The organism is Ruegeria sp. ABV3_008, assembly GCF_056161185.1.
On record NZ_JBSWYP010000014.1, the window covers coordinates 1 to 24,968 of the forward strand.

Here is a 24,968-nt window from a genome sequence, read left to right on the forward strand (position 1 = left end):
GCGTGACAAACACGCCGAGGCACCACAGGCCGCAGAATAAACCCACCAAAACACAAACAATCCAAGCGCCGCCCAAAAGGGCGGCGCTTTTGCGTGTCGCATCCTGCAAACACATATCGCTATCAGAGAGGTCGGCGCGCAGCGAATCCGTCATTTTGGTTCCAAGATGGAGGATTGCCCTTTGAATATTCGAACCCAATCACGTTCCGGAGGCCGCGCGGCGCGGCGCGCGCAACGCACAGCTCCGAACTTTGAAATGCTCCCCGGCCTGACCCGCGCCATCCCCGAATGCGAGGTGATGGACGGCAGTCAGGTCGAGATGATCGACAATGCCGCCATGGACATTCTGGAAAATGTCGGCGTTCAGTTCCGCGACCCGATCGCGTTGGAAGACTGGAAGAAAGCTGGCGCCAAGGTCGACGGAGAGCTGGTCTATCTGGACCGCAACATGGTGCGTGAGCTTATCTCGACCATTCCGGCACAGTTCACATATCACGCGCGCAACCCGGCCAAAAACGTCAAGCTGGGCGGTAAGCATTCAGTCTTTGTGCCAATGACAGGCGCGCCTTTCCTGCGCGATCTGGACGACGTGCGCCGCAACCCGCTGCTGGAAGATCTGGCGATGTTCCACAAGCTCAGCCATATGATGCCTGCGCTGCATAGCTCGGCCCACCATATCGTCGAGCCTTATGATCATCCGATCAGTCAGCGCCACCTGCGCATCACCTACTCGTCGATGAAATACTCGGACAAGATGTTCATGGGCATGACCACCTCGCCCAAGAATGCCGAGGACGTGATGGATATGTGCGCGATCCTGTTTGGGGACGAGTTCATCGACACCCACCCCGTGACCACCGGTAACTGCAACGGCAACAGCCCTCTGGTTTGGGATGAGACGATGCTGGGCGCGATGCGTGCTTTCTGTCGCCGCAATCAGCCGGTCCTCTGCTCGCCCTTCGTTCTGGGGGGTGCAAACACGCCTGCCTCTGTACCTGCCACTGTGGCGCAATTGACGGCCGAGGCGCTTTCAGCGCTGGCCTATACGCAGGTGGTCCGCAAAGGGGCGCCCGCGATCTGGGGACACTACCTGTCGACCGTGTCGATGAAATCCGGCGCTCCGATGGCGGGTACGCCCGAGATCAGCCTGATGAACTTCATGATCGGTCAGATGGCGCGGTTCTATGATGTTCCCTGGCGTACCTCGAACACGCTGGGCGGGGCCAAAACCTTTGATGCACAGGCTGGCTACGAATCTGCCACGACGCTCAGCGCGGTTCTGCATGCCGGCGCGAACTACATCTGGCACTCGGCGGGCTGGAACGAGGCCGGCATGCATTGCTCGGTCGCCAAGTTCATCGTGGATTCGGAACAATGCGCCATGGCCTATCGCATGGCGGAAGGTCCCAAATGGGGCGACTTCGATCAGGCACTGGCCGCCGTTCCGGATGTCGGCCCGGGCGGTCACTATCTGGGCCATCCGCATACGCAGGACAACTTCCAGACGGCGTTCTTTATGCCCGAGCTGTTCGACAACAACTCGATCGAGCAGTGGCAGGCCGAAGGCAGCGTTGAGATCACGGAACGCGCCCTCAAACACGCTAAGAAACTTCTGGCCGAGTACCAGGAACCAAAGCTGGACGAGGCCAAGAACGAAGAACTTCTGGACTATATCGCGCGTCGGGAACGGGAGATTCCGGCAGCGGATGAGTTGAACCAGACCTACTGATACCAACTCCCCTACTGGCCCGCCCACCATTCAGGGCGGGCCTTTTTTTTTGCAAAGTCGCTAAAGCTGCAACAGGCGAGAGAACTTCTTGTCCCAAGCCGCTTGGTGTCGGCAGTCTCGGTTGAGCCCGCCATACTCATTCATCCCGCGCACGCCATTCTTTCCATCGCAACAAGGCATTCGCCCCGATTTCCCGGAATGGTTGGGGCGGCAGGCGTTTGGGGGCCTCTTCGGCTTCGAAGAAACCTGTAATGGCGGAAGTGTGGCCGCAGGCCCTCTCGGCTGCGGCGATCCCGGTCAGGGTCCCGCGCGCAGTGCCCAGCCCGTTCTGAACGCAACCGGAAAAAACACCCGGCTCGATCTCTCGGGCGACAGAGACACCATTGAGACTGAGGCACAGGTGACCAGCCCATTGATGTTCCATCCTCAGTCCCGCCAGTTGAGGGAACCGCTGATCGAATTTGCGCTGCATCACTTTGGCCGCGCGCGCCAGATCGCGGGAGGTTGCACTCATGCCCGGGCGCAACGCTGCACAGGTCCGGGTGACAATGCGATTGCCGCCCTGCCCGGTGTCGATCCTGCGCATGGTCGTTCCCATCGGGTCCGAGGGCGTCACGCCCCAGCGCGGCTGACCGCCCAAACGGGCCAGCGCATTGGCATCCAACTCGGGCGTCATGGAGGCAAAGAGGAACAACTGCATCAACCGATCACGCTCGATCCCGAAGCTTTCCAGATGGCCGTTAACCGTCAGGATGATCTTGCCGGTGCTTACGGTGCCTTTCGCAGTCCGCACCATCCAATCGCTGCCGCGTTTTTCAAACCCAAGAACGGGCGAGTTTTCGAAAATGGCGACCCCATCCCCGGCCAACCCCGCAGCCACCCCCCGAACATAACCCGCCGGTTGCAGCATAACCGTTCCGGGCGTGAAGAGGCCCGATTGATAGTGCCGTGATCCGGTGAGCGCGTGCATCTGCGCGGGGTCCAGCATCTCGCTGGTTTCGCCCAAGGTTTCCAGATGCCGCGCGTAGCTGACATTATGCGCATGGCCCGTGTCGCCAAACGCTCCGTTGACCTTGCCCACTTCGTCGAAAAAGTTGCGATCGATCTGGTATTGCTCAACAGCGGACCGCGCGAATGCGATGGCCTGCCGGTTGAGGGCGATCATTGTCTTGTCGTCCCCCGCACCGGCATAGTCATCCGATGCAAGGTCATGCGGCAGATCGATCATAAAGCCCGAGTTTCGCCCCGCGGCCCCTTCGGCCACGCGACCGGCCTCAAGCACGACCACACGCGCCTTAGGGTCCAATTGGGTCAGACGCCGCGCCGCCGACAAACCGGCAAAGCCGGCGCCGACGACCACGACATCAGCCGTCAGGTCCTTGTCCAACTCCACCGCGGGCGGCTGGGCGCCGAGGATGGCGCTCCAGGCCGCAGGGCCGCGATGGGTTGGCAGTTTGCGTGCTGAGTATGCGCTCAATCGACGGCCTCATCCGCATCATCGGCCAGATCAATCCAGATGGTTTTCAATTGGGTGTACTGATCATGCGCATGGACGGAGTTGTCGCGCCCGCCGAAGCCGGACTGCTTGTAGCCGCCAAAGGGCGTGGTGATATCCCCTTCGCCAAAGCTGTTCACGGTCACTGTCCCTGCCCGGATCGCCCGAGCACCCCGGATCGCGCGTTTCGCGTTGGCCGTGAAGATCGAGGCGCAGAGGCCATACTCTGTATCATTGGCGATCTTGATGGCCTCATCAAAGCCCGAGACCTCAATCACCGACAGGACGGGGCCAAAGATCTCCTCACGCGCCAGAGTGGCGTCATTGCCCGAGACTTCGACGACGGTGGCTTCGACAAACCCTTTTTCGGCTTTGCCGCCAATCACTACGTTCTCGGCCTGATCCAGATAGCCACACACTTTGTTATAGTGTCCTTCGCTGACCAGCGCGCCCATACGGGTTTCCGGGTCCAGCGGGTCGCCAATGTTCCACTGTTTGGCGTGATGGGCGATGCGCTCCAGCAGTTCGGCCTTAACATCCTTGTGCACGATCAGCCGTGATGAGGCCGAGCAGTTTTCGCCCATGTTCCAGAACGCACCATTCACGATATGCGCGGCCACGCGATCCAGGTTTTCGGCGTGATCCATCACGATGGCGGGGTTCTTGCCGCCCATCTCCAGCACGACCTCTTTGGCGTTGCTCTCAGCCGAGTAGGTCAGGAACCGCTTACCGGTCACGGTCGAGCCGGTGAACGAGACCATGTCGACATCCATATGCCGCCCGATAGGCTCACCCACCGCGGCACCGCCGCCGGGGACGATGTTGAGAACGCCACGCGGCAGGCCCGCCTCCATTGCCAGTTCAGCCAGACGAAGTGCGGTCAGCGTGGTCTCGACAGCAGGCTTCACCACGACCGAGCAACCCGCCGCCAGAGCTGGTCCGATTTTCCACGCCAGCATGAGCAGCGGGAAGTTCCAAGGCAGCACCAGCCCCACCACGCCAATCGGCTCACGCACGACCATGGCGATATGGTCATCGCTGGCGGGTGAGACCTGATCGTAGATCTTGTCGATCGCTTCCGCGTGCCATTTCAGACAGTGGATCGTTTCGGGCACGTCCACGGTTTCGCAGTCATAGATGGTCTTGCCGCTGTCGATGCTCTCCATCACAGCCAGTTCGCGGGCATTGCGGGTCATCAGTTTGCAGAGCCGGATCAACACGTCCTTGCGCTCCGAAGGGTGCAGTTTCGACCACCGCCCATCATCAAAGGCTTCGCGCGCTTTTTCGACCGCGAAATCAACATCCGCAGCGCCGCAAGCGGCAATATCGGCCAGCTTCTCTCCGGTCGCGGGGTTCACCGTTTCGAACGTCTCGCCTGAGATCGCCGGGCGGTACGCGCCGTCAATGAATGCTCCGGTCGGCAGAGTCAGGTCTGCGGCGATGGATTTGTATTCGTCCTGTGTCAGCAATTCCATGCCTTAGCCCCCAATCTTCTTTTCAGCTACGATATCAGCGATTGTTTTCTTCAACACGCGGGTCACCTGTTCCAGCGCCCGCTTGTCATCCTTGTTCAGCCCCTTCAGCGGAGGCCGCATTGCGCCCGCCTCAATGCCGTTCATGGTGACACCATGTTTGATGGTCTGGATGAACTTGCCGCCCTGTTCCAGCACCCGCATCAGAGGCATCATCGCGCTCATGATCCTGCGGCCTTTGGCGAAATCACCTTCGATCACACAGGCGTTGTACAGCGCCACATGCTCTTCCGGCAAAAAGTTCGACCCACCGCACACCCAAAACGGCGCGCCCCAGGCGAAGAACTCCAACGCCTGATCGTCCATGCCACATCCCAGTTGGATATGCGGGTAGTCGCGCGCCAGCAGATGCACCCGGTTGATATCGCCCGAACTTTCCTTGATGCCGCAGAAATTCCGGCTGCGGCCCACACGGTCGAGGAACTCCTCGCCCATCATCGTTCCGGTGCGGTGCGGGTAGTTGTACAGCATCACCGGCAGGTCAGCGGCCTTGTCGATGGCCAGCGCGTTCAGTGCATTCTCACGATCCGTAGGCACCGAATAGGGCGGGCTTGCCAGCAGGATCGAGTCTGCTCCGATCTCACGCGCCCCCGAGGCCAGCGCAATCGAGTCCGGCGTCAGCATCGCTCCGGTCCCAACGACCAGAGGCAGACGACCTTTCAACTGCGCATGCGTGAACTTGGCCAGCTCCAGCCGCTCTTCAACGGTTTGAGCATAGTTTTCGCCGGTCGAGCCGCCCGAGATCAGCCCGTGAACGCCACTGGCGATCAGGTATTCGATCACTTCGGACAAAGCGTCCCAATTCACGCTGCCATCCTCGTGATAGGGCGTGACCACAGGGGTATAGATCCCCTCAAACTTGAAAATCGGGTTCATTCCGTCCTCATGCAGGTTTCGAAAGAGGCGGGACGCCCATCGGGACATCCAGCGCATCAGGCATCACGAACAGCTCAATCTGATCGCGAGACAGGTTCCAGTGGTCTTCGGCCAGCTGCGCAGCAGCCGCCTCATCGCCCGCCTCGATGGCGGCGATGATGGCGTCGTGCTGACGGCTGGCCTCAGTCAGGTTTTCGGTCAGACCCGTGTTGCGCGGTCTGTAAAAGGTCATCCCGATCCGCGCATGGTCGATCAAAAGGCGATTGAACGACGGCAACAGATATACATTGCCAGACATCTGCCCCGTAACATCGTGAAACCGATTGTTGGCAAGCGCACGATCCTCGGCCGAACCCGACTGCAAAGCCGAACAAAAGGACCGTTGGGCATCCTTCAAGGCGTCAATTTGATCTGGCAGAGCGTTGCGCGCGGCCAGCCGCAGGATGGCGCCATACACCATCGGGGCCGCCAGAAAGAAATCCCGCAGCGTGGTATGCGACATCTCGGATACGCGCGTGCTGCGGTTGGCGCGTTGATCCAGATATCCCTCACCGGCCAGTTGCCGGAACACTTCGCGCAGGGGGGTTCGCGACAGGCCGAATGCCTCGGAAAGATGCGCCTCATCGAGATCTGCGCCGGGTTGTAGCCGCAAGGTCAGAATCGAGACCTTGAGGTGTTCTGCAAGCTCAGATTTGCGCGAACGCGCTTCGTCCTTCATCCGCCGATCCCTTCGCCGCGGCCACTTGGCGAATCGAGATCGCCCAGCCAAGGGCGTTGTATGCGATTATAATACAACTTGTATACAATTAATTTTCGTGCAGCATAGGCAACCTGCGAATAATGTCGAATCCAACCAGCAGCCCGGAAGCGCAAAGACCGCCATGCCCGATCCCAGCCGCATCACTTTCATTCTGATCGAGGAGTTCTCGCACCTCGCGTTTTCCTGCGCGGTCGAGCCTTTGCGGATTGCCAACCTCGTCAGCGGGCAGGATCTCTACAGCTGGTCTTTTGTGTCTGAGCATGGTGAACACGCTGTCTGCTCCAACGGCTCGGTGACTCTGGTACATGGGGGATTCGATAGTCTCCCCAAATCTGATCAGATTTTCGTGCTGTCCGGCATCCACATGCGGAACCACGCCTCCAAACCTCTGCTGGCCTTGCTGCGGCGTGAACGTGCACGAGGAACTGCCATCGGCGCACTATGTTCGGGCGCTTGGCTTTTGGCCGAGGCCGGTTTTCTGAACGAAATGCAGGCCGCCATTCACTGGGAATACCATGACGCCTTCACCGAAGCGTTTCCCGATGTGAACCTGGTACGCAGCGTATTTGTAGCCGACGAAAAGCACATCACCGCCTCGGGCGGAACGGCGACCGCCGACCTGATGCTGCACTTGATCGAACGAGATCACGGGGTCGAGCTGGCCATGGATGTGGCCGATCAGATGGTTTACAACGCCGTGCGCAACGCAACGGCCAAACAACGCGTTTCCCTGCAATCGCGAAACGGAATGCGCAACATCCATCTGGCCAAAGCGATTGAGGTCATGCGAAACAACATCGAAACGCCGGTCTCACCCTCTGCGATTGCTGATGAGCTTGGCATTTCTACACGACAGCTCGAACGGCTTTTCGGGAAATACCTGAATACGTCGCCCAAAAAGTACTTTATGGAGATGCGCCTGGAGCGCGCGCAAAAACTGCTGTTGCAAACCGAGGCTTCTGTGACCGAGGTTGCCATGGCATGCGGATTTGAGAATCCCGGCCATTTCTCACGCGTGTTTCGCCTGAGTTTTGGCGTCACCCCTCACGCACAGCGCAACAAGATTGACTGAAATCAAGCAAACCCACCACTGGGGGAGAGCATCCTGATCTGCCCGAAACTGGGCACATCCACGCTCATCCCCCGATCCCTTCGAGAACCCCCTCATTAAAATCGGACTAGTCAACACCTCGGTAGGATAGTGTGGTGGTACCGACGAATGTTGGCACAACTATTGCCAATTCGTGTCAGATCTTGGTTTCTTTCCGACACAAACATTAATTTTGCGGAATTTGATCAGAATCCAGGTCAGAGTTGAGTGTTTTGTGCACGCATAAGCACCCATGTACCCGCTCAGGCCCCAGGTGATTCCGATCCGACTTTCGAGCTTGTCTACTTTGCTGGTCGACCCATCCTGCCGAAACCTTTTTCGATAAGCGTGGAGGCAGTGTTAGTCCGCGCCTTGTAAAGCCGAGACATCAAGGACCGGCGATTGCGAGGTCACATGGACGCGCCGCGTAGCACTCTGCGACGATGCGGTGATATCCAACGCCGAAACTTGATCAAAACGTTCAAAATACGCGAATTCGATCGTATCCAGAGCGGCCATGTCCGAACACTGAATAACATACTCGGCCAGGAACTCGGGCGCGCCCACCGCGTCTGCATCCGACCCCAGCCCTTCGCCCGTCAACGACACATTGGCCGACGCCGTGGCGCACCCAGCCTGCTCAGGGACGACGAAAAGGGTCAACGGCTTTGACAAGGACGAAATGGCATCCGCGACCGCGGAGCGATCCACGTCATCTGCTGCGCGATGGTCAAACCCCAGAATATCCTCGCTCGGGACTGCTAAAGACACGCTGAACTGAGTTTCCTCAAAGGAAATATCCAATGATCCCGCAGCAGCACTCTGCGCGGGCACCTGATCCCCTGCCCATGCCTGGACGGTTGCTGCACACAAACCGATCGAAGCACTCAACCACTTCATGAACTCACACCACTCGCAATAGAATCACATGGATTAGTCTAACTTTTTACGAACATGGCGCAATCGCGACTGCGTGTAGCAGACCCACCAGATATGGGGATGTCGCGCTGCCGCAATAAATCCGACAATAAAACTCAGGTTGACATTGTCGACTATTTCACTCAGCTATATGCGTGCAAGTGCAGCCCCTTTTGGACGCACCTGACCGAGATTTCTGACATGAAAGACCTGAACCCAATGACGAAATTCTTTGCTGCCGCCAGCACTCTGATCCTATGCGTGGCCACCGCCGCATCTGCCGGTGACGCACCTGCAAAAGCGGACGTACTGGACACTTATGCCGATATTGCAGAAGCCAAATATGATGACAGCCTGATCGCCGCCAAAACGCTGCAAAACGCTGTCAACGCGCTGATCGCCGACCCGTCGGACGCCACGCTGAACGCCGCCCGCGCGGCCTGGATTGCCGCCCGCGTCCCCTATCAGCAGACCGAGGTCTACCGCTTTGGCAACGCCATCGTCGATGATTGGGAAGGCAAAGTAAATGCGTGGCCGCTGGACGAAGGCCTGATCGACTATGTCGACGCCTCCTACGGCGGCGCCACTGACGAGAACGAATTCGCCGTTCTCAACGTCATAGCAAACCCGAACTTCGAGCTTTCGGGAACCGCGATTGACGCAACCGAGATCACCCCCGAACTGCTGGCAGACACCCTGCACGAAGCCGACGGGATCGAGGCCAACGTCGCCACCGGCTACCACGCCATCGAATTCCTGCTTTGGGGGCAGGACCTGAACGATCACGGCGCGGGCGCAGGCAACCGCCCTGCAACCGATTATGCCAAAGGCGACGACTGCACCAACGGCAACTGCGACCGCCGTGCGCAATATCTGAGCGCCGCGACCGACCTGCTGATCAGCGATCTGGAATGGATGACCGCACAGTGGGCCGAAGGTGGTGATGCACGCGTCGCCCTCACCGAGAACGAATCCGCAGGCATCAGCGCCATTTTGACTGGCATGGGTTCGCTGTCCTACGGGGAACAGGCTGGTGAGCGTATGCGCCTGGGCCTGATGCTGAACGACCCTGAGGAAGAGCATGATTGCTTTGCCGACAACACTCACAACAGCCACTACTATGATGGCCTTGGCATTCAGAACGTCTATCTGGGCAGCTACACCCGCATCGACGGCACCCCGATCTCCGGCGCGTCTCTGTCGGATCTGGTGATCGCCGCTGACCCGTCGCTGGATACTGAGATGAAAGTCAAGCTGTCGACCACGATGCAAGCTCTGGGCCGGATCAAATCGACAGCCGAGGCCGGTTTCGCCTATGACCAGATGCTGGAGCGCGGCAATGCCGGTGGCGAGGCCCTGATCATGGGCGGCGTCAACGGTCTGGTCGATCAGACCAAGACCATCGAGCGTATCGTATCGACCCTCGACCTCGACGGGATCGAGTTCGAAGGATCGGACAGCCTGGACAACCCTGACGCGGTTTTCCACTAAACACATAAAAGGGCCGGATGCGTCGGCAAAACGGCGCCTCCGGCAACCCGGCCACCGCAAGGTGACTGGACTTGCAGGAATTACCTTACTAAATGAGTAAGAAACAAAACGAGCCTCGATTCGCCATGATCGTCTGCCACTGCACAAACATCTCCGACCACGAAATCCGGGCCGCTATCGACTGGATGCGGACCTCTGACCCGCAAGCGATCATAACCCCAGGCAAGATCTACCACGCGCTCGGGAAATCTGCCGACTGTGGCGGGTGCATGCCGCTTTTTCTAGACACGATGCGAACCGACGATAATCTGGAAGTCCCCATGCAGCTGCGTGCGTTACGCACCGGCCTATCACAGGAGAAGGCAGATGAAGGGCGATCCCAAGGTCATAGAGTATCTCAACAAATCCCTGCGGCATGAGCTGACAGCCGTCAGCCAGTATTGGCTGCACTACCGGCTTCAGGAAGACTGGGGCCTGGCCCATATGGCCAAGAAAAGCCGCGAAGAAAGCATCGAAGAGATGGGTCATGCGGACAAGCTGATCGAACGGATCATCTTTCTGGAAGGCCACCCGAACCTGCAAAAGCTTGATCCTCTGCGGATCGGGCAGAACCCCAAGGAAACGCTGGAATGCGATCTGGCCGCCGAACACGATGCCCGCACATTGTATGTCGAAGCGCGGGAATATTGCCGCGAGGCGGGCGACTACGTCTCTATGTCGCTGTTTGAGGAACTGATCAGCGATGAAGAAGGTCATATCGACTTCCTCGAAACGCAGCTCGATCTGTATGAAAGGATTGGCGACGCCAATTATGCGCAACTCAACGCCGCGAAAATGGACGCCGAAGAATAGTATTCTCGCCCTCTTGGTGGTCGCATCTGCGGCCACCCCTTCCCTGTCAGCCGAGCTGCAGGACCTTCACCTCAACATCACCCCACGTACCGAAGACGAACGTGCACGCATTGCGGGTGTAACAGCATCGCCGCAGGATTTCAACGCACCGCAAAGGTTCGAAGAACTGCCTGCCGGGGCCGCCACCGTACGTGTGCGCAACAATGCGGATGCGTTCTCGCAACCGTCCAAGAACCTGAGCTTTGAGCAAGAGCTGGATTTCAAAGTCGGCAACGGGTTGTTCAAGAAAATCTGGGTCTCTTCGCCGTCCTCGACCCTCGCGTCTGATGGCCTTGGGCCGCTGTACAACGCGCGTTCATGCCAGCGCTGTCACATCAAGGATGGGCGCGGGCATACACCGAACGGGCCAGATGACAACGTCGTCTCGATGTTCCTGCGCGTATCCATTCCCGGAGGCCCTCAGGACGCGCCGGTGGGGATCGAAGACTACCTCTCCACCTTGCCCGAGCCGAATTATGGCGGCCAAATGCAGGATTTCGCTTTGGCCGGGCATCCAGCGGAATACAGGTTGGAGATCACTTACGAAGGGATCCCAGTTGCGCTGTCCGAGGGCGAAACCGCTTCGCTCCGCCGTCCCACCTACACGGCTGCCGATCTGGGATATGGTCCATTACACCCCGATGCCATGCTCAGCCCGCGCGTTGCCCCTCAGATGATCGGCCTTGGTCTGCTTGAGGCGATCCCTGTCGAGGACCTGCTGGCCAAAGCCGACCCGGATGATACGGATGGCGATGGCATCTCAGGCCGGGCGAACATCGTATGGTCGGTCGAATACGACGCCCCGATGATGGGCCGTTTTGGCCACAAAGCTGGTATGCCCACAGTCATGGAGCAATCAGCAGCGGCTTTCGCAGGAGATATCGGCATCTCGACCCCGCTGTTTCCGGCCCCGTACGGAGATTGCACCGATGCCCAGGACAATTGCGTAAAAGCCCCGCATGGCGACGGCGATGTGCGCGTTTTCGAGGTTGATCAGGTCGGCATGGACCTCGTGGCCTTTTACAGCCGCAATCTGGGCGTCCCCGGCCGCCGGGATGCGGATGACCCGCAAGTGCTGCGCGGGAAAGAGGTGTTCCACACTACAGGCTGCGCCGCCTGCCATACCCCGACCCATGTCACTCATCGCATGGAGGATAGGCCCGAGCATAGTTTTCAGCTGATCTGGCCCTATACCGACCTGCTGCTGCATGACATGGGCGACGGTCTGGCCGACAACCGCCCCGAAGCCCGCGCCACAGGCCGCGAATGGCGCACGCCGCCCCTCTGGGGGATTGGCCTGACACAGCGTGTGTCCGGTCATACCGAATTCCTGCATGACGGGCGTGCCCGCACCCTGCTGGAGGCCGTGCTTTGGCACGGGGGCGAGGCGCAATCCGCCCGCGATACTGTCGTGACCATGCCCAAAGCCGACCGCGACGCCCTTATCCGTTTTCTCGAAAGTCTTTGACCCATGCGAATATTTGCTTTTGCCATTGCCCTCACTGCCCCTCTGGCGGCGTCAGCCCAAGACCGTACAGCGATCCTGACGGATGCGCCTGCCGCGCATATTCTGCCGCGCTTTGCTGAATTGGCAGACGCGACCGAGGCTTTGTCCGCCGCATCCCAATCCGATTGCGCCCCTCAATCAAAGGCTCTGCGCGCGACCTATGGCACCGCATTTGACGCGTGGATATCGGCCAGCCATATGCGCTTTGGCCCCACCGAGGCCGACGACCGCGCCTTTGCCATGGCCTTTTGGCCGGACACGAAAGGCTTCACGCCCAAGGCCCTCTCGCAACATATCGCGGCCGAAGACCCTGCGGTGAACGACACGGCCGCCTATGCCGAAACCTCGGTCGCGGGGCGCGGGTTCTTTGCGCTGGAGCAAATGCTATACGACCCCAAATTCGCTGATCAGGGCAGTGCCGCCTACCGATGCGCTCTGATCCGGGCCATCACGGCCGATATCGACGCAAATGCCGACGCGATGGCGGAAGAATGGCAAAGCTATGCGGTGAAGCTAGAACAGCCGGGGGGCGACAGCCCGTACCGCACGCAGGATGAGGCGATGCAGGAGCTGTTCAAAGCGCTCTCAACCGGGCTGCAATTCACCGCCGAGACCCGATTGGGCCGCCCTCTTGGCACTTTCGACCGCCCTCGCCCCAACAGGGCCGAAGCCCGCCGCTCGGAACGCGCCTTGCGTCATGTCGAGCTGTCTCTGATTGCGCTGCAGGATCTTGCGGCGCGTCTGTCCGCCGACCATCCCGAGATTGCGCAGGATCTGGACGTGGCCTTCAACCGCGCAATCAAAAGCGCCCGGTCCATCGACGACCCCGCCTTCGCTGGCGTAGCAGATCCCGCAGGCCGGTTCCGGGTCGAAGCGCTGCAACAGGCGGTGAATGACATCCGCACCATCGCCACGACCGAGCTTGGCCCAACCCTCGGCATCAGCGCCGGGTTCAACTCTCTGGACGGGGACTGAGTAGTGACCAACCGTCGCCATTTCCTGGCCGGTCTTGCGGCTGCAAGCCTTGCGCCCGCAACGGGGTGGGCCTCGGTCGGAGCACCCGCCTTTCTGGCCGCCGGGCTGTTCCCGGATGGCGCGTTCCGTCTGGCCGGTTTGGATGAGGGCGGAGACATCCTGTTCTCGCTGCCCCTGCCCGCAAGGGGCCACGCTGCCGCCGCACACCCCCACAAGGCGCAGGCCGTGGCCTTTGCCCGCCGTCCCGGCAGGTTTGCTCTGGTCATCGACTGCGCGACCGGGCGAGAGCTTACCCGGCTACAGGCCCCCGAAGGGCGGCATTTCTACGGTCACGGCACGTTCACAGCAGACGGCACCCGGTTCTTTGCCACCGAAAACGACTACGAGGCTGGCGAAGGCCGTATCAGCCTATGGGACGCCACCAGCTTTGAACGTCTGGGAGAGTTTTCCTCGGGCGGCATCGGTCCGCATGACATGCGCCTGATGCCGGATGGTCAAAGCCTTGTGATCGCCAATGGAGGAATCGAAACCCACCCTGAGACCGGGCGGACGAAACTGAACCTACCCGTCATGCAGCCAAACCTGACCTATCTGGACCTGTCCGGTCGACTGCTTGAACGGGTCGAGCTGCCAAACGCCCTGCACAAGAACTCCATCCGCCACCTCAGCGTGCGCAACGACGGGCTGGTGGGGTTCGCGATGCAGTGGCAGGGCAGCCAGACCAAGCACCCGCCATTGTTGGGCCTGCACCGTCGGGGCGCGCCGCCGCAACTTCTGTCCGCACCAGAAGACCTCCAAAACACCTTGCAAGGATACGCTGGCAGCATCGCCTTCTCGGCCAGTGGCGCCGAGGTCGCCATAACCTGCCCACGGGGAAACGCACTGCATCTTTTCGACGTAGCAGGTCGCAGCTTCACGAATGCCTTCGCGCTAGAGGATGTCTGCGGTCTGGGCGCAGGTCCGGACGGGTTGGTCTTTACCACCGGCACAGGCACGTTTGGCGCTGTAGACGGGCTCCGCACGCGGGTTCTGGCCCGCCCCGATTGCCAATGGGACAACCACCTGATCCCGATCCGCTCGCACGCGTAACGTTCGGCAATCCCTGTCACATAGTTTACACTTGGACGAATCAAAATGCTGCCGTATTGGCGGGCGCGAAACAGGCACCTCTGAGTTAAGGACTGACTTGATTGAAACACACGCCCGACGCACCGCATACCATCTACGGGGTTGAGAAATGGGGCAAAGGCCTCATCGAGGTGACGGAGCAGGGCGAGATCGGTCTGCTCAATCCGATGTCTCCGGATACAGCGGCAATCAGCCTGCCCGGTATACTCAGCGATCTGGATGACCGTGGGATCAAGGCACCGATGTTGCTGCGCGTCAGTTCGTATCTGGAACATGAGATCGCGCATCTGAACGAAAGCTTTGCCGACGCCATCGCGCGGGTGGGCTACAAAGGCCCCTATCGTGGCGTGTTTCCGATCAAGGTGAACCAGCAGGCGCAGGTGGTGGACCGCATCGTCGAGTTCGGTAAGAAATACAACTATGGCCTCGAGGCCGGATCAAAGCCCGAACTGGTCGTGGCTCTTGCGCATCGTCTGGCGCGTGAGGCGCTGATCGTCTGCAATGGCGTCAAGGATGCCGAGTTCATCCAATTGGCGATCCTGTCCCGCAAGATCGGGTTCAATACCGTCATCGTTCTGGAAAGCCCGAAAGAGGCGGACACGGTGATCGAGGTCTACAAGGAACTCGGCATCGAACCTCTGATCGGCGTGCGCGTGAAACTGACCAACCAGATCAGCGGCAAGTGGGAAGAAAGCTCGGGCGACCGCTCGGCCTTTGGCATGAACACCGATCAGCTTGTCGCCACTGTGGACAAACTGCGCGAGGCGGGTCTGTTGCACTGCCTCAAGCTGCAGCACTCGCATCTGGGCAGCCAGGTGCAGGACGTGAACGACGTCCGCCGCGCCGTGGGTGAGGCCTGTCGCTACTACACTGAACTCACGCGCGAAGGCGTTCCGCTGACCCACCTGGACCTCGGCGGCGGCATGGGTGTGGACTATACGGGCGAGAAGAAGGCCGCTGAGAACTCGATCAACTACACAGTCGAGGAATATTGCAGCAACGTGGTTGAAACCGTGGCCTATGCCATGGACGAGGCCGAGATTGCGCACCCGACATTGGTCACCGAAAGTGGCCGCGCTGTAGTGGCGACCTCATCCATGTTGGTGTTCAACGTGCTGGAAACCACGCTCTACGATGCGCCCACCGCACCGGATGTGGAGCCTGATGACAACCATCTGGTCTCGGACCTCGCTGCGGTACACGGCTACCTCAGTAAAGACCGCCTGCAAGAATGCTGGAACGATGCCACCTTCTACCGCAACGAACTGCGCGCCCTGTTCCGCCGTGGATATGTGGACCTGCGCCAGATGGCCCGGGCCGAGCGTATCTATCTGTCGCTGATGGCCCGCCTCAAGGCTTTGGCGGCCAGTGATGATCTGGAAACGGACGTCGATGACCAGCTTGAGAAAGTGGCCGATATCTACCACTGCAACTTCTCGCTTTTTCAATCCCTGCCCGATGTCTGGGCCATCGACCAGTTGCACCCGATCGTCCCGCTACAAGGGCTGAACGAAACGCCCGACCGCCGTGCCGTCCTGTCCGATATCACCTGCGACAGCGACGGCAAGATCGATCAGTTCATTCTGGCCGACGGCGTCTCGCCCAGCCTGCCGGTGCATTCCCTGCCCGAGGATGACGAGTATTTCATGGGCGTCTTCTTTGTCGGCGCCTATCAGGAAACACTCGGCGACTTGCACAACCTGTTCGGAGACACAAATGTCGTCACCATCGACCTGCGGGCAGATGGCGGGTTCGACCTGCTCCATGAACAAGAGGGCGACACGATCAGTCAGGTCCTGTCTTACGTTGAATTCGACCCACAAGACTGTGTCGCCGCCTTCCGCAAAATGGTGGACGAGGCGATCTCGACCGGTACTCTGCAAGCCAAGGACCGCAAAACCCTGATGAGCGCCTATCGCGACTCCATCAACGGCTACACCTATTACGAATAAGAAGGAGACATACCATGGGCAAAACACTGGTTGTCGGCGCGGGCGGCGTATCCCACGCAGCCGTGCATAAGATGGCGATGAACTCGGATATCTTCACCGAGATCACTCTGGCCAGCCGCACGAAGTCTAAATGCGACGCCATCGCCAAAGCGGTGAAAGAGCGTGTAGGCGTTGACATCAAGACCGCCGAACTTGACGCCTACAAGGTCGAAGACACAGTCAAGCTGATCAAGGAAACGGGCGCTGAGATACTCGTGAACCTCGCCCTGCCCTATCAAGATCTGGTGTTGATGGACGCATGCCTTGAGGCAGGTATCCACTATCTCGACACCGCGAACTATGAACCCGAGGATGAGGCCAAGTTCGAATACCACTGGCAGTGGGCATATCAGGAGCGCTTCAAAGAGGCCGGTCTGACCGCTATCCTCGGCTCGGGCTTTGACCCGGGCGTGACATCCGTCTTCGCGAAATGGCTGAAAAAGCACAAGCTGGAGACGATCCGCCAGATCGACGTTCTGGACGCCAATGGCGGCAGCAACGATCAGGAATTCGCGACCAACTTCAACCCGGAAATCAACCTGCGCGAAGTGCTGGCCGAGGTCCGCCACTGGGAAGGTGGTGAGTGGAAACACTCCCCCGCCATGACCCACAAGGTCGAGTTCGACTTTCCCGCCATCGGTCCCAAAAACATGTACTTGATGTATCACGAGGAACTGGAATCGCTCAGCACCCACTTCCCCGAGATCGAACGCGCCCGCTTCTGGATGACCTTCGGTGACGCCTATATCACTCACGCCAAAGTGTTGGAAAATGTCGGCATGACCCGCATCGATCCGGTGATGCATGACGGTAAGGAAATCATCCCGATCCAGTTCCTGAAAACCCTGCTGCCTGACCCCGGCGATCTGGGCGCGGAAACCAAGGGCAAAGCCTGCATCGGCGACATCGCCACGGGTCAGGCCAAGGACGGCTCGGGCGAAAAGACCTACTACATTTATAACATCTGCGACCACGAAGAATGCTACGCCGAGGTCGGCAGCCAGGCTGTTAGCTACACCACCGGCGTTCCCGCCATGATCGGGGCGGCACAAGTTCTGAAAGGCAACTGGACCGAGCCGGGCGTGTGGAACATGGAACAGCTCGATCCGGACGATTTCATGGATATGCTGAACACTCAGGGCCTGCCCTGGCAAGTCCACGAACTCGACGGCCCGGTCGAGTTCTAGATCCGGCACTTCATCTGGCTAAAAATATCCCGGGGGGTCCGGGGGGCTGGCCCCCCGGCCTCTCCACAATCGGAGACGCCCGACATGTCCGACATGATGACAACCCAAGCCGGTGACGCCGGTGCCTTCCGCGATTTCGACCTCAGCCGCGTCCCCACACCCTGCTTTGTGGTCGATGAAAAAGCGGTCGAGCGAAACCTGACCATCCTCTCCGAGATTGGCACCCGCTCGGGCGCGCATATCCTCAGCGCGCTCAAAGCGTTTTCCATGTTCTCCCTAGCCCCATTGGTGCGCCAACACCTCGGCGGCACCTGCGCCTCTGGCATCTACGAGGCCCGACTGGGCCGCGAGGAATACGGTGGCGAAGTCGCAACCTTCTGCGCCGGGTACAAAGACGCGGATATCGATGAAATCCTGTCGCTCTCCGACCACATCATCTTCAACTCACCCGCTCAAAAAGACCGGTTCCTGTCCAAAGCCCAAGCGGCCAATGTGCAAATCGGCCTGCGCATCAATCCGGAACACTCCGAAGGAGAGATTCCCAAATACGATCCCTGCGCACCCTGTTCACGCCTCGGGACACCCGTCAGCCAACTGTCCGAAGACACTATGATCGGAGTAGACGGCCTGCACATGCATACGCTCTGCGAACAGGGCTTCGAACCGCTGCATCGCACGTGGGATGCCGTTGAGCCGAAACTCAAACCCTTCCTCGGTCAACTCAAATGGCTGAATTTTGGTGGCGGTCACCATATCACGCGCGATGACTACGACCGGGACGGGCTGGTGGAATTCATCAAATCCATACGCGCGAAATACGATGTCGCCATCTACCTCGAACCCGGCGAGGCCGTCGCGTTGGACGCGGGCATACTGGTTGGAGAAATCCTCGACCTGCCCACCAATGGCATGACACTCGCGATCACCGATATCTCGGCCACCTGCCACATGCCCGACGTGATCGAGGCCCCCTATCGCCCTGCCCTGATGGACGAGGCCGAGTCGGGCCACACCTATCGCCTCGGCGGGCCCTCCTGCCTGGCAGGCGACGTGATCGGCGACTACACATGGGATCAGCCGCTGGAGATCGGGCAACGCTTTGCCTTCCTCGATCAGGCGCATTATTCGATGGTCAAGACCAACACGTTCAACGGTGTTCCCCTGCCGACCATCGCCCTGTGGAACAGCAAAACGGACGAGCTGAAGATCATCAAACAGTTCGGCTATGACGACTTTAAGGACCGCCTCTCATGAGCATTTTCCTCGACAGCGAATTGACTGAAGCCGAACGCAGCGAGGACGCCCGGTTCCGCGTGATCCCCGTGCCGCTAGAGCGCACCGTCTCATACGGCTCGGGCACCGCCAAAGGCCCCGAGGCAATCATCGAAGCCAGCAACGAGCTGGAGCGCATCACCGGCCACGCAGAACCCTGCGTCGAGGGTATCTTTACCGAAACCCCGTTGAACTGCGAAGGCCCTATGCCCGAGGTCATGGAACGCCTCGCCCAACGGACCGAAGCCGCAATTTGTGCAGGCAAGGTGCCCGTGACTCTGGGCGGAGAGCATTCCCTCAGCTACGGCGCGGTGATGGGCGTAGCGCGGGCGCTGAACCAGCCTATCGGAATAGTCCAGATCGACGCCCATGCCGATTTGCGCAACGCGTATCAGGGCGAGAAACACTCCCACGCCTCGGTCATGCACCTGCTGGCCGAAGAGGGTATCCGACTGGCCCAGTTCGGTGTCCGCGCGTTTTCAACCGAAGAGGCCAAGAACCGTCTGAAAAACCACGTCTTCCACGTAGACGCCGAGGAACTGGTCACCGGCAATATCCACGCCGTAAACCTGCCCGAGGATTTCCCGGAGCTGGTCTATGTCAGCTTTGATGTGGATGGTCTCGACCCGTCCCAAATGCCCGCCACCGGGACGCCCGTCCCGGGCGGTTTGGGATACTATCAGGCGCTGCGGCTGGTCGAACACGCCCTTAAAGGCCGCAAATGTGTCGGCTTTGACGTGGTCGAACTGGCCCCCGACGGCAATGCCGCCTGGGACTTTACCACCGCGCAGATCGTCTATCGGCTGATGGCCGCCTGTTAACCCTCGGACGTTTCGTTCAATTCCATGTGCCCCTCGCCCTTGTTCAACACGCGGCGCAGCATGGGTTCGAAGAACTCCAGCGGTTTTGTTGGATAGTTCGGGTCAAACGCCTTCTGATCGTATTCGTGACAGAAATAGCGGCAGTCCTCCCAATAGGGGCTGTCGCGATACTTGTCGCGCGCGTTGCGGTCTCCGCCAAGATGGTGGTTGTAGTAGTAGCCCTGAAACACACAATGATGCTTGAGGATCCAATGGGTTTTTTCGCTGACATAGGGCTTCATCATCGCCGCTGACAGCTCACCATGGTTGTAGGGCGACAAGATATCGCCTGTGTCATGGATCAGCGCGGCGACCACAAGTTCTTCATCCGCTCCATCCTCATAGGCCCGCGTCGCGGCCTGCAGAGAGTGTTGGTACCGGTTCACCGGATATGGCGTCCATTCCTCATCCAACGAACGAATCGCGTCCAGGATCCGGTCTGGCAAAGCGGCATTATAGGCCTCTTCATAGTCCATAACGGCGTCCCAGTCGGCCTTTGTGGCCTCTTCAAAACTGGTCCAGGTCGGCTTGTGGCTTTTGTCCAGCATAGCATTTCCTTTGTCCTAATCGGGAACAGGATATCTGGACTTGTGTGCTGAAAAAAATGAATTGATTTTATCAAGGCGATCAAAAAATACTGCCGTTATGCAGATCAAAGCTTTTGAAACGTTTCTATGCGTGGCCGAGACCGGAGGGTTTCACGCAGCAGCGCGCAAGCTGAATGTGACCCAAACGGCTGTCAGCGCGCGCATACGGCAGATCGAGGACGCCACCGGAAAGCCCCTTTTCACCCGCGGGGCCGGAGGCACGGCACTAACGGATTTCGGGCGCCAATTTCGCCCTTACGCCGAGCAGATGCTCTCACTCTGGTCCTATGCTTCGACTGATTTGCCCACGCAAAACCAGAATCGTCCGGCACTGAGGCTGGGGGCGCAGCTCAGCGTTTGGGACCCCTTGCTGGTCGATCTCGCCATACGTTTCGAACAGCATCTTGGCCAATTGCTGCTGACGCTGAACTACGATCATGATCTGGATATGGTGGATGCGGTCGCAACACATGTGCTGGACGCCGCGCTGACCCATGAAAAGCCCTCAGACCGGCGGGTCATTTTTGAAGCCCTGCCACCAGAGCGGTTGGTTCTGGTCGAAACCGCTGAGGCGGTGGTCGACAACTCGGTATTCGTCAATCTCGAACTTGGCGCAGCTTATCAGGACCATGTGCGGACCACGGCCCGCCAGGCAGAGGGGCAGACGGTCTTTCTGGGCAATTGCATGATGGCCCTGCGCTATGTCCTCAAACGAGGGGGGCGTGGGTTTTTTCCCGCCTATTTGGCTGCCGAGCATATTCGCTCTGGCGCGCTGGTGCGGGTTGAGCCGAGTCCAGACCTAATGTTGCCGCTATATCTTGTAACCCGCCCCGACAGCGCTGCATTCGAGGATATTCTAGACTGCTTGCAAGTTCTGCGAGACCCTGCCTAGACAGCGACCTCGGCCCTGGAACGGCGCCAGATTGGGCGTCCCGCAACCGCCAGGAACAGGCACGAGATCAGGATACCGATGACCGCCGGTGCGTAGAGAACGATCCAAAGACCCGGATCACCTATGACGACCGGAGAGACAAACCCCCGAACACCCTCCAGCAGAACCAGAATGGTAAAAGCTCCCAGAATCTGCGGCCACAACCCGAACCTCGAGAAACTGCCCAGCATCAAGGTGGCATATCCGACCAGCCCGACGGCGACGCAAATCGCGATCCACGAGAACCGTTGGTGCAACTCATCAGTCAGTTCACCCGGGCTGAACCCTTCTGCGCTGGCGATAGCCTCGCGGTCCCGGATCAATTCCATCGTGGGGATCGCTTCAAGGCTGCGGACGCTCATCCCTCCGGTACTGGTCAACGCCGAGATATCGTATGAGGCGTCCTGAAACAGGGTCGATGACAGGGTGCGCCCGTCCTTGTCCAGACGCAGCGCCACCCCATCCAGCATGACAAGGTTGATGCCGGCCGCATTGTTCACCAGATACGCTGTTGAACTTGAATAGCTGACAGAATTCGCCGGGTCCCGCCGGTCTGAGACAAAGACCTCGTGCAAAGTCCCGTCCAGATCAATCCGACCGATATAAACAGTGACACCGTCGGCGGGGTGCAGAAACTCACCTTCGTTCAGCAATTGGGCGGTCACGTCACCTGCGACCTCGGCCTGCCGAATCTCGAGCTGTTCGACAGATGCAGGGCGCAGGAAAACGCTGATCGCCGCCATCATCATCCCTGTAACGAGACCGAAAAGGACCACAGCCCGCGCGAGGCGCCAAGGGCTAGAGCCGGTCGCCAGCATAACCGTCATCTCACTTTCCCGGCTGAGGCGGTTCGTGGCGTAAACGGCAGCAGCAAACACAGCCATCGGCATCACCGTCCGGATCAGGGTCGGCAGCGTCAGAGCGGTGAATTCGAGAAACACAACCGCCGACTGGCCACCACTGATCACCCGATCAAACAGGCTGACAGACCGCGTGATCCAGAAAACACCGACCAGAACCAGAGTGAAAAAGCCAAACAGCACCAGCAACTGCCGCAGGAAGTAACCATCGAAACGCGACATGTACCCTCATCCCTGGTGTCTGCGATTTGAGGGGACTTTAGGCTATCCCGCTGGCAGAGGAAAGACGGTCGCCGCCCGGCTTTGAGATCGGTTGGCGTTTCAGAAAACCAACAGATCGACCTGATGTTCGATCTCCGCAAACTCGTCCCGCGATACGGAGTGAAAGCCCCCAGCGTGACGATATACGCCTCGATAGTTGTCAAATAGCAGGTCACACAGCTCTTGCTGGGTGCTGTGCTGTCCGTCCGGAGTGTATTCCAGAAATATGGCTGGCCTGTATTCTGCGATGAGTTGCTTCATCCCCTTCAGGGCAGATAGCTCATGGCCCTCAACATCCATCCAGACCAGCCCAATTTGATCAGCCTTAAGGGTGCCCGACTGTACCAGATCGTCAATCCGGACGATCTCGACTGAAAAACTCTCTCGGGTTTTGCCGCTTTTGCGTTTGGCCCCCAGACGTGAGCCGCCGCGGTTGAACAGATCTCGGGTAAACTCCGCCGTTCCAGTCGTGTCCGAAGCCGCTACACCCAAAATCTCCACTTTGTCTGTCAGCCCATTCAACGCAAGATTGTGACGCAGCAGGTTCTTGTTGTCCGGGTCTGGCTCGATCGCCACGACGGCGTCACACTGGAGATCGAGGAAGAAATACACGGTTTGGGTGCCGATATTGGCCCCAACCTCCAGAACGGACATGCCGGGCTTATAGGCATTGTTCTGTTCAAGAAACGCCCGCAGATCCTTGACCGAGCCGCGGGCGAACTCACCAGTTTCGCAAAGCGAACGTCCGATGGCATCCGTTGGAAAGAAGGCAAAGGCATGATCGCCCAAGTCCCGAAACAACAGAGTATCCTGATCAAGCAACTCATTCATGACGGCGCGCCGGATTTTACCGTTGCCCAGAACACGTGAGGCAATCTTTTCGGCAATCACGCTTCGCAATCCCATTCAACACCTTTGAATACAAATCAAATCTTGCTCACGGTGCATATCGCCACGTTCGCCACGCAGCAACACTGGGATCGAATTGATACTAAGTATGGTGCATTTGCGCCCTATCGGGCTAGGCATGTTCGCCGTAGGACTACATTCGGCAAGTGTCAGAGCCTTCATCGCCTGGTTGCGGCTTTTTCATTTCCAAAAGAGTCGTTTGAAACAGGCTTCGGAACTCAACCTCTTTCAGCGTGGGTTCGCTTGTTTCTTCATCCGCAGCACAGGTCTCTTGGGGTCGAGGCCGCGTCAGTCGTGCCGCGTGTGAGCGAGAGTCGCGAAAGATCGACCAAAAACTCTGTATCAAATTCCTTCCCTCCCAATGAACTGTGCAAACCTTGTCACTGCGGGGCCGATCCGAACCTCAGTGGTTGGCCGAGGCTCAAGGATCACAGTCCGTGAGTGGCACCCCGCAGTGACGAGGTGCATTTAGGGGTTTCGTTTTGAGACGTAAGGGGGAAGAAAACGCCGGTTTTCGTCACTTTTGTGCATGCAAAACAAAAAATCGAGCGGAAGCTTACGTTTACGTCAACTGTGCCGAAGCGAAAGAAATTTCGCGACGCTACGTCAAATCCTGACCCACTGCACAATATGGCCGCCGCTTCAACGGCGCCTGAGTAACCTCGAATGGAATATCGCCCGGCAAGTCTGGGATTCGACACAACCGCGAAAGTCAACATCTAAGTTTTTTGGAAGGTTTAAATGGCAGGGGCAGCAGGGTTCGAACCCGCGACCTACGGTTTTGGAGACCGTCGCTCTACCAACTGAGCTATACCCCTAGGCTGAGCCTCAGATATGCCAGCCGCGCGGAGGACTCAAGAGGCTTTTTCAGTTTCTCGACCACTTCTCGACAAGACAAACAAGTTGCACGCGGCGTTGAGTTCTATAAGACACGGTTTGGTCAGTATGAGGGACCCATCCGTGAGTATCCGCAAAAAGATCGCCGACAGCGAAGCCGTGTTAAACTGGGCGGCGCGCCGTATTGCGAGCTATATTCGGATGGTCAACCGCAACACCAAATGGCAGCGCATTGGCTATGAAGAACTGGACCAGTTGGCCGAACAGGGCGAACCGGTCATCGTTGTTCTGTGGCATCAGCGGTTGGCGCAGTCACCCTATTTCTTCCCGCTGGACAAGGCGCAAATCTGCTCGATCACATCTTCGGCGCGGGCAGGCAGCATGGTGGGCCGCGTGCAAAAGCTGTTCGGCATGGACACGATCGCCATGGCCAGCAAACACAAAAGCAACGTCGCCGTGTCTCGCGAAGTTCTCGGCAAGATGAAACAGGGGATTTCCATCGGCATCGCCGCCGACGGACCCCGAGGGCCGGAGCGGGTGCTGTCGACCGTACCTTTGGTCTGGGCGCGCACATCCGGCAAACGGGTGTTCGGAATCACCTTCTCGGCACGTCACGGCAGCGAGGCGGGCACGTGGGACCGATTGTTGATGCCCCGCCCCTGGCGCAACGAAGGTGTATTTTTGTGCCGCGAATGGACTGAGACCGTCCCGCGCAAAGCCAGTGAAGAACAGATCGAAACCCTGCGCCAAAACCTTGAGCAGCACATGAACGACATCACGGCCGAGGCCGACCGGATGGTCGGGCGCGAACCGTGGTCGCCTAGACCCTAAAGCGTTTTGCGTTTCACGGGAGGCAAGGCCATCGAAATGCGTGTTCGACC

The 24,968-nt window shown here is 59.0% G+C and carries 22 protein-coding genes and 1 tRNA gene; 14 read left to right on the forward strand and 9 right to left on the reverse strand.

Translation table 11 applies throughout. The annotated features are described in order from the left end of the window. The first annotated feature begins 181 nt into the window (after positions 1 to 181). Positions 182 to 1,729, forward strand: coding sequence for a trimethylamine methyltransferase family protein (locus tag ACXAH8_RS19760; RefSeq protein ID WP_475220323.1), 1,548 nt, complete (start codon positions 182 to 184; stop codon positions 1,727 to 1,729). A 136-nt stretch (positions 1,730 to 1,865) separates the two neighbouring features. On the opposite strand, the gene ACXAH8_RS19765 is transcribed toward ACXAH8_RS19760, so the two are convergent. Genes ACXAH8_RS19765 through ACXAH8_RS19780 form a run of 4 tightly spaced genes read right to left on the reverse strand, consistent with a single transcriptional unit; the run spans position 1,866 to position 6,350 of the window. Beyond that, the gene (locus ACXAH8_RS19765) at positions 1,866 to 3,206 is read right to left on the reverse strand and encodes an NAD(P)/FAD-dependent oxidoreductase (RefSeq protein ID WP_475220324.1); all 1,341 of its coding nucleotides are present in this window, start codon (positions 3,204 to 3,206) and stop codon (positions 1,866 to 1,868) included. Next, positions 3,203 to 4,699 carry an aldehyde dehydrogenase gene (locus ACXAH8_RS19770; RefSeq protein ID WP_475220325.1) on the reverse strand — a complete coding sequence of 499 codons (1,497 nt, stop codon included), beginning with the start codon at positions 4,697 to 4,699 and terminating at the stop codon, positions 3,203 to 3,205. Before ACXAH8_RS19770 ends, ACXAH8_RS19765 begins: the two co-directional genes overlap by 4 nt. Before the next feature lie 3 nt (positions 4,700 to 4,702). Continuing rightward, positions 4,703 to 5,632 (reverse strand): dihydrodipicolinate synthase family protein, encoded by a 930-nt coding sequence (locus ACXAH8_RS19775; protein ID WP_475220326.1) that lies wholly within the window; start codon positions 5,630 to 5,632, stop codon positions 4,703 to 4,705. A 7-nt stretch (positions 5,633 to 5,639) separates the two neighbouring features. After that, on the reverse strand, positions 5,640 to 6,350 hold the full coding sequence (locus ACXAH8_RS19780; protein WP_475220327.1) for a GntR family transcriptional regulator: 711 nt from the start codon (positions 6,348 to 6,350) through the stop codon (positions 5,640 to 5,642). Positions 6,351 to 6,513: 163 nt separating this feature from the next. Here ACXAH8_RS19780 and ACXAH8_RS19785 point away from each other — a divergent pair, with 163 nt between their 5' ends. Further along, positions 6,514 to 7,464 (forward strand): GlxA family transcriptional regulator, encoded by a 951-nt coding sequence (locus tag ACXAH8_RS19785; protein ID WP_475220328.1) that lies wholly within the window; start codon positions 6,514 to 6,516, stop codon positions 7,462 to 7,464. A 378-nt stretch (positions 7,465 to 7,842) separates the two neighbouring features. Here ACXAH8_RS19785 and ACXAH8_RS19790 read toward each other — a convergent pair whose 3' ends face one another. Continuing rightward, entirely contained in the window at positions 7,843 to 8,382 is a 540-nt protein-coding gene (locus ACXAH8_RS19790) for a ZrgA family zinc uptake protein (RefSeq protein WP_475220329.1), read from the reverse strand. Between the two features lie 237 nt (positions 8,383 to 8,619). Here ACXAH8_RS19790 and ACXAH8_RS19795 point away from each other — a divergent pair, with 237 nt between their 5' ends. From ACXAH8_RS19795 to speB, 10 genes are all read left to right on the forward strand, one after another. Next, entirely contained in the window at positions 8,620 to 9,891 is a 1,272-nt protein-coding gene (locus ACXAH8_RS19795; RefSeq protein WP_475220394.1) for an imelysin family protein, read from the forward strand. A gap of 125 nt (positions 9,892 to 10,016) precedes the next feature. Beyond that, positions 10,017 to 10,310 (forward strand): (2Fe-2S)-binding protein, encoded by a 294-nt coding sequence (locus ACXAH8_RS19800; protein ID WP_475220395.1) that lies wholly within the window; start codon positions 10,017 to 10,019, stop codon positions 10,308 to 10,310. Beyond that, positions 10,258 to 10,743, forward strand: coding sequence for a bacterioferritin (gene bfr / locus ACXAH8_RS19805; RefSeq protein ID WP_170556457.1), 486 nt, complete (start codon positions 10,258 to 10,260; stop codon positions 10,741 to 10,743). Before ACXAH8_RS19800 ends, bfr begins: the two co-directional genes overlap by 53 nt. After that, complete coding sequence (locus tag ACXAH8_RS19810) at positions 10,703 to 12,250, forward strand: di-heme oxidoreductase family protein (protein ID WP_475220330.1); 1,548 nt, start codon at positions 10,703 to 10,705, stop codon at positions 12,248 to 12,250. Before bfr ends, ACXAH8_RS19810 begins: the two co-directional genes overlap by 41 nt. Before the next feature lie 3 nt (positions 12,251 to 12,253). After that, complete coding sequence (locus tag ACXAH8_RS19815) at positions 12,254 to 13,264, forward strand: imelysin family protein (RefSeq protein WP_475220331.1); 1,011 nt, start codon at positions 12,254 to 12,256, stop codon at positions 13,262 to 13,264. A gap of 3 nt (positions 13,265 to 13,267) precedes the next feature. Continuing rightward, complete coding sequence (locus ACXAH8_RS19820) at positions 13,268 to 14,353, forward strand: DUF1513 domain-containing protein (protein ID WP_170693070.1); 1,086 nt, start codon at positions 13,268 to 13,270, stop codon at positions 14,351 to 14,353. Positions 14,354 to 14,454: 101 nt separating this feature from the next. Continuing rightward, on the forward strand, positions 14,455 to 16,344 hold the full coding sequence (speA, locus tag ACXAH8_RS19825) for a biosynthetic arginine decarboxylase (protein WP_475220332.1): 1,890 nt from the start codon (positions 14,455 to 14,457) through the stop codon (positions 16,342 to 16,344). Positions 16,345 to 16,358: 14 nt separating this feature from the next. Then, positions 16,359 to 17,570 (forward strand): saccharopine dehydrogenase family protein, encoded by a 1,212-nt coding sequence (locus ACXAH8_RS19830; protein ID WP_475220333.1) that lies wholly within the window; start codon positions 16,359 to 16,361, stop codon positions 17,568 to 17,570. 84 nt (positions 17,571 to 17,654) lie between these two features. Next, positions 17,655 to 18,824, forward strand: coding sequence for a carboxynorspermidine decarboxylase (gene nspC, locus ACXAH8_RS19835; RefSeq protein ID WP_475220334.1), 1,170 nt, complete (start codon positions 17,655 to 17,657; stop codon positions 18,822 to 18,824). Beyond that, the gene (gene speB, locus ACXAH8_RS19840) at positions 18,821 to 19,663 is read left to right on the forward strand and encodes an agmatinase (RefSeq protein ID WP_475220335.1); all 843 of its coding nucleotides are present in this window, start codon (positions 18,821 to 18,823) and stop codon (positions 19,661 to 19,663) included. Before nspC ends, speB begins: the two co-directional genes overlap by 4 nt. Here speB and ACXAH8_RS19845 read toward each other — a convergent pair. Beyond that, entirely contained in the window at positions 19,660 to 20,250 is a 591-nt protein-coding gene (locus ACXAH8_RS19845; protein ID WP_209255260.1) for an HD domain-containing protein, read from the reverse strand. The genes speB and ACXAH8_RS19845 overlap by 4 nt on opposite strands. 97 nt (positions 20,251 to 20,347) lie before the next feature. On the opposite strand from ACXAH8_RS19845, the gene ACXAH8_RS19850 reads away from it, so the two are divergent. After that, the gene (locus tag ACXAH8_RS19850) at positions 20,348 to 21,181 is read left to right on the forward strand and encodes a LysR family transcriptional regulator (RefSeq protein WP_475220336.1); all 834 of its coding nucleotides are present in this window, start codon (positions 20,348 to 20,350) and stop codon (positions 21,179 to 21,181) included. Here ACXAH8_RS19850 and lptF read toward each other — a convergent pair. The 3 genes from lptF to ACXAH8_RS19865 form a co-directional block, all read right to left on the reverse strand. Next, complete coding sequence (gene lptF, locus ACXAH8_RS19855) at positions 21,178 to 22,302, reverse strand: LPS export ABC transporter permease LptF (RefSeq protein WP_475220337.1); 1,125 nt, start codon at positions 22,300 to 22,302, stop codon at positions 21,178 to 21,180. The two genes, ACXAH8_RS19850 and lptF, sit on opposite strands and share 4 nt — an antisense overlap. Before the next feature lie 99 nt (positions 22,303 to 22,401). Continuing rightward, the gene (locus ACXAH8_RS19860) at positions 22,402 to 23,247 is read right to left on the reverse strand and encodes an FkbM family methyltransferase (RefSeq protein WP_475220338.1); all 846 of its coding nucleotides are present in this window, start codon (positions 23,245 to 23,247) and stop codon (positions 22,402 to 22,404) included. A 745-nt stretch (positions 23,248 to 23,992) separates the two neighbouring features. After that, a tRNA-Trp gene (locus ACXAH8_RS19865) sits at positions 23,993 to 24,068 on the reverse strand. Positions 24,069 to 24,210: 142 nt separating this feature from the next. On the opposite strand from ACXAH8_RS19865, the gene ACXAH8_RS19870 reads away from it, so the two are divergent. Beyond that, positions 24,211 to 24,918, forward strand: a complete 708-nt coding sequence (locus tag ACXAH8_RS19870) for a lysophospholipid acyltransferase family protein (protein ID WP_475220339.1) — start codon at positions 24,211 to 24,213, stop codon at positions 24,916 to 24,918. Positions 24,919 to 24,968: the final 50 nt, after the last annotated feature.

Bases quoted from the DNA above. Each gene is read 5' to 3' on its own strand.
- ACXAH8_RS19815 (WP_475220331.1), top strand. From the start codon at position 12,254: ATGCGAATATTTGCTTTTGCCATTGCCCTCACTGCCCCTCTGGCGGCG.
- ACXAH8_RS19775 (WP_475220326.1), bottom strand. From the start codon at position 5,632: ATGAACCCGATTTTCAAGTTTGAGGGGATCTATACCCCTGTGGTCACG.
- bfr (WP_170556457.1), top strand. From the start codon at position 10,258: ATGAAGGGCGATCCCAAGGTCATAGAGTATCTCAACAAATCCCTGCGG.
- nspC (WP_475220334.1), top strand. From the start codon at position 17,655: ATGTCCGACATGATGACAACCCAAGCCGGTGACGCCGGTGCCTTCCGC.
- speB (WP_475220335.1), top strand. From the start codon at position 18,821: ATGAGCATTTTCCTCGACAGCGAATTGACTGAAGCCGAACGCAGCGAG.
- ACXAH8_RS19780 (WP_475220327.1), bottom strand. From the start codon at position 6,350: ATGAAGGACGAAGCGCGTTCGCGCAAATCTGAGCTTGCAGAACACCTC.
- ACXAH8_RS19800 (WP_475220395.1), top strand. From the start codon at position 10,017: ATGATCGTCTGCCACTGCACAAACATCTCCGACCACGAAATCCGGGCC.
- lptF (WP_475220337.1), bottom strand. From the start codon at position 22,302: ATGTCGCGTTTCGATGGTTACTTCCTGCGGCAGTTGCTGGTGCTGTTT.
- ACXAH8_RS19785 (WP_475220328.1), top strand. From the start codon at position 6,514: ATGCCCGATCCCAGCCGCATCACTTTCATTCTGATCGAGGAGTTCTCG.
- ACXAH8_RS19845 (WP_209255260.1), bottom strand. From the start codon at position 20,250: ATGCTGGACAAAAGCCACAAGCCGACCTGGACCAGTTTTGAAGAGGCC.
- ACXAH8_RS19810 (WP_475220330.1), top strand. From the start codon at position 10,703: ATGCGCAACTCAACGCCGCGAAAATGGACGCCGAAGAATAGTATTCTC.
- ACXAH8_RS19850 (WP_475220336.1), top strand. From the start codon at position 20,348: ATGCAGATCAAAGCTTTTGAAACGTTTCTATGCGTGGCCGAGACCGGA.
- ACXAH8_RS19860 (WP_475220338.1), bottom strand. From the start codon at position 23,247: ATGGGATTGCGAAGCGTGATTGCCGAAAAGATTGCCTCACGTGTTCTG.
- ACXAH8_RS19795 (WP_475220394.1), top strand. From the start codon at position 8,620: ATGACGAAATTCTTTGCTGCCGCCAGCACTCTGATCCTATGCGTGGCC.
- ACXAH8_RS19770 (WP_475220325.1), bottom strand. From the start codon at position 4,699: ATGGAATTGCTGACACAGGACGAATACAAATCCATCGCCGCAGACCTG.
- ACXAH8_RS19790 (WP_475220329.1), bottom strand. From the start codon at position 8,382: ATGAAGTGGTTGAGTGCTTCGATCGGTTTGTGTGCAGCAACCGTCCAG.
- ACXAH8_RS19830 (WP_475220333.1), top strand. From the start codon at position 16,359: ATGGGCAAAACACTGGTTGTCGGCGCGGGCGGCGTATCCCACGCAGCC.